The 4,836-nt window shown below is 42.9% G+C and carries 3 protein-coding genes; all 3 read left to right on the forward strand.

Annotated elements, in window-relative coordinates; translation table 11 throughout:
• Positions 1-120 precede the first annotated feature (120 nt).
• Complete coding sequence (locus tag F6K40_RS17505) at positions 121-3,171, forward strand: beta strand repeat-containing protein (RefSeq protein ID WP_293138047.1); 3,051 nt, start codon at positions 121-123, stop codon at positions 3,169-3,171.
• 270 nt (positions 3,172-3,441) lie between these two features.
• On the forward strand, positions 3,442-3,702 hold the full coding sequence (locus tag F6K40_RS17510) for a hypothetical protein (RefSeq protein WP_293138049.1): 261 nt from the start codon (positions 3,442-3,444) through the stop codon (positions 3,700-3,702).
• A 95-nt stretch (positions 3,703-3,797) separates the two neighbouring features.
• On the forward strand, positions 3,798-4,836 hold a 1,039-nt coding region (locus F6K40_RS17515; RefSeq protein ID WP_293138051.1), incomplete at its 3' end, for an RNA-guided endonuclease InsQ/TnpB family protein.

The raw sequence follows: 4,836 nt of genomic DNA on the forward strand, positions 1-4,836 counted from the left end.
GGCAGCCTCGACATCCAAAGTGATGCTGACTGGGAAAGAGGTTCAGGAGACAACCCCATCTTTAACAATTCTGGTACACTCATCAAATCAGGAGGTAACACCGAAAGCAACGACTCCAGTTTGATAGAAGGTAAATTCAACAACACAGGCAACCTACAAATTAACCAAGGAAGTTTTCAACTTTACGGTGACAGCAACAACACAGGTGACTTTAGCGTGGCGAACAACAGCCTACTTCAATTCAGTAATGGTATCCACCAACTAGAAAACAATAGCAGCATCACAGGTGCAGGCAAGGTTAAATTTAACGCCGATACCAATATCGCAGGCACATACAACATTACAGGCAACACCGAAATCAGTAATGGTACAACCAACTTCAACAGCAACAGCATCATCCCCATCCTCAACCTCACGGGTGGTACAGTAACTTTCAACAACAATAGCACCATTTCTCAGCTAAATCAAAGCAGTGGAACTATCACAGGAGATGGCAGTCTGACAATAGAAACCTTCAACTGGAGTGGAGGAACTCTCAGTGGCAGTGGTAGTACGACAATTAACAACCAACTAAACCTGAACAGTAGCAGCACTAAATCTCTTAACAGTCGCACTCTCACAAATAATGGAACAGGCATCTGGACAGATACCGGAGACATCTATGCGAGCAATGCAGCAGTATTCAATAATATCGGCAGCCTCGACATCCAAAGTGATGCTGACTGGGAAAGAGGTTCAGGAGACAACCCCATCTTTAACAATTCTGGTACACTCATCAAATCAGGAGGTAACACCGAAAGCAACGACTCCAGTTTGATAGAAGGTAAATTCAACAACACAGGCAACCTACAAATTAACCAAGGAAGTTTTCAACTTTACGGTGACAGCAACAACACAGGTGACTTTAGCGTGGCGAACAACAGCCTACTTCAATTCAGTAATGGTATCCACCAACTAGAAAACAATAGCAGCATCACAGGTGCAGGCAAGGTTAAATTTAACGCCGATACCAATATCGCAGGCACATACAACATTACAGGCAACACCGAAATCAGTAATGGTACAACCAACTTCAACAGCAACAGCATCATCCCCATCCTCAACCTCACGGGTGGTACAGTAACTTTCAACAACAATAGCACCATTTCTCAGCTAAATCAAAGCAGTGGAACTATCACAGGAGATGGCAGTCTGACAATAGAAACCTTCAACTGGAGTGGAGGAACTCTCAGTGGCAGTGGTAGTACGACAATTAACAACCAACTAAACCTGAACAGTAGCAGCACTAAATCTCTTAACAGTCGCACTCTCACAAATAATGGAACAGGCATCTGGACAGATACCGGAGACATCTATGCGAGCAATGCAGCAGTATTCAATAATATCGGCAGCCTCGACATCCAAAGTGATGCTGACTGGGAAAGAGGTTCAGGAGACAACCCCATCTTTAACAATTCTGGTACACTCATCAAGTCAGGAGGTAGCACGGAAGGCAACGGCTCCAGTTTCATAGAAGGCAAATTCAACAACACAGGTGATCTACAAATCAACAAAGGAAGTTTCCGACTTTATGGTGACAGTAACAACACAGGTGACTTCAGCGTAGCCAGCGATAGCCTACTTCAATTCAGTAATGGTATCCACCAACTAGAAACAAATAGCAGCATCGCAGGTGCAGGCAACGTCAAATTTAACGCCAGCAACACTAATGTCGCAGGCACATATAACATCACAGGTAGCACCGAAATCAGTAATGGTACAACCAACTTCAACAGCAACAGCATCATTCCTATCCTCAACCTCACAGGTGGCACAGCTACTTTGAACAGCAGCACCATTTCCCAGCTCAATCAAAGCAGTGGCACCCTCACAGGAGATGGCAGTCTGACAATAGAAACCTTCAACTGGAGTGGAGGAACTCTCAGTGGCAGTGGCAATACCACAGTCAACAAGCAACTAAACTTGAACGGCAGTAGCACTAAATATCTCAACGGTCGCACTCTCACTAACAACTTGATAGGCATCTGGACAGACACTGGAGACATCTATGCTAGCAATGCAGCAGTATTCAACAACATCGGCAGCCTTGACATCCAAAGTGATGCTGATTTTAAGTCGTCTTCAGGGGAGCAATCCATCTTCAACAATCTCGGTACACTCATCAAGTCAGGAGGTAGCACCGAAGGCAATGACTATAGTTTCATAGAAGGTAAATTCAACAACGCAGGCAACCTACAAATCAACAAAGGAAGTTTTCAACTTTACGGTGACAGTAACAACACAGGTGACTTCAGCGTAGCCAGCGATAGCCTACTTCAATTCAGTAATGGTATCCACCAACTAGAAACAAATAGCAGCATCGCAGGTGCAGGCAACGTCAAATTTAACGCCGACACCAACAACATTGCTGGCACATACAACATCACAGGCAGCACCGAAATCAGCAAAGGCACAACCAAGTTCAACAGCAACAGCACCATTCCCATCCTCAACCTCACGGGTGGTACAGTAACTTTCAACAACAACAGCACCATTTCCCAGCTCAATCAAAGCCGTGGCACCCTCACAGGAGATGGCAGTTTGACCATAGAAACTTTCAACTGGAGTGGAGGCACTCTTAGTGGCAGTGGCAGCACCACAGTCAACAACCAACTAGATCTGAGCGGCAGCAGCACCAAATATCTCAACAGCCGCACTTTCACCAACAACGGCACAGGCATCTGGACAGACACCGGAGGCATCTATGCTAGCAATGCAGCAGTATTCAACAACATCGGCAGCCTCGACATCCAAAGCGATGTTGACTTTGAGTGGTCTTCAGGCGAGCAACCAATTCTCGAAAATTCCGGTACACTCATCAAGTCAGGAGGTAGCACGGAAGGCAACGGCTCCAGTTTCATAGAAGGCAAATTCAACAACACAGGTGATCTACAAATCAACAAAGGAAGTTTCCGACTTTATGGTGGTGGTAATAGCAGTGGCAATTTCAATGTAAATATTGGCAACTCTCTTGAATTTAGTGGTGGCATCCACACTCTCCTTACCGGTTACACTGTTTCTGGGGATGGCATAGTCATTCTTAGTGATGATACCCTTGACGTGTCTTCAGACGGTGGTGCAAGCTTCAACCCAGGTAACTTTGACAACATAGGAGGTACGTTTATTTCATAAGCGATCGCTAGGGGTAGCAACTCAAGAACACTATCCCTTTCCTAGAATATCCTTGTCTGCCTGAATTAGTCCGAGTCTCCATTGCTATCTGCATCCAAGACTCGTGCAAGGGCAGATTTTTTTTTGTCGCGGATGAGGAAGGAGCGATCGCTTTCCTAAAACTGGTAGAGAGCGATCGCTCTTTCCTACCTCAAATTACATCAGTTAGATAGACAAAAATCCTATCCTAAGCTATAATAACCAAAAAGTCTATTTTCAGGAGCCACCAAAATGACAGATGAAGAAATCAAACAACTTGTAGCAAAAGCCATCCAGGGACTCGCAGATGTAATTGCAGCGGACAAGCAGGAGCAAAAGGAGCGATATACCAAACTAGACAACCTTGTTCAAAGCAACGCCAAGTCAATTCAGAGTCTCACAGATATGTTTGCCACTGACAAACTCGAACAAGCAGAGCGCAATGCTAGACTAGACCAGAACCTAGCAAAACTGACTGCTCTTAACGAGGAGCTATCAACAGTATTAAAATAATTAGACAAAGTTAAACACAATTAGACATTTATTGTGATATACTAGATTTATGTCTAACTTATTAAACTCTTGAAAAAAGTGGCCAATAAATTGAAATGCAATCAATCAAGACTAAACTAAAAGTCAATAATAAACAAAAAACCATACTTGCCAAACACGCAGGTGTTGCTCGTCATGCCTATAACTGGGGATTAGCAACTTGTATTTCTGAATACAAAGAAACTAAACAACGACTGAGTGCCATCACTTTGCATAAGCGTTTAGTAGCTGAAGTCAAAAGTGAAAATCCCTGGTATTATGAAGTATCAAAGTGTGCTCCTCAACAAGCCTTAAGAGATTTAGATAGGGGATTTAAAAACTTTTTAACTATTCCCAAATCTGGATTCCCTAAGTTTAAGAAAAAGGGGAAAAAAGACAGTTTCTATTTAGAAGGAAGTATCAAAATTCTGCAAGGAAACTACATACAACTACCAAGAATAGGAATAGTAAAAACTTATGAAATTTTACCTTCTGTACCAGTTCAAAACGTTACCATATCAAAAAAAGCAGATAGTTGGTACATTAGTTTTAAATATGATGAGCGACCAAACCACACGAGGAAAAAACGAGGCATTATAGGTGTAGATGTTGGTATAAATACTCTAGCAACCTGTAGTGATGGAACCACCTACGCTAATGTCAAAGCCTATAAGCAATCAAAAAAACGACGAACTCGTTACCAACGCCGTGTCAACAAAAAAGAGCCAGGCTCCAAAAACAGAGCCAAAGCGCTCAAGAAACTAGCCAAAATTCATAAAAAAGTAGCTGACATCAGAGCAGACGCATTACATAAACTAACAACATGGTTAGCTAAGAACCACAGCGTCATAGTGATAGAAGACTTAAATGTAAGTGGAATGCTCAAAAACCATAAACTAGCTAGTGCGATAGCAGACTGTGGTTTTTATGAGTTTAAGCGTCAGCTCACATACAAATGTGAATGGTATGGCAGTGAGCTAATAATAGCAGATAGATTTTATCCAAGTTCTCAATTATGTTCTCAGTGTGGGCATCAACAGAAAATGCCATTGAGTGCGAGACGATACGAATGCAGCAACTGTGGTTTTGAGGCTGACAGAGATTTTAATGCTGCTG

The sequence above is a fragment of the Okeania sp. SIO3I5 genome, from assembly GCF_010672085.1.
Lineage (GTDB): Bacteria > Cyanobacteriota > Cyanobacteriia > Cyanobacteriales > Microcoleaceae > Trichodesmium.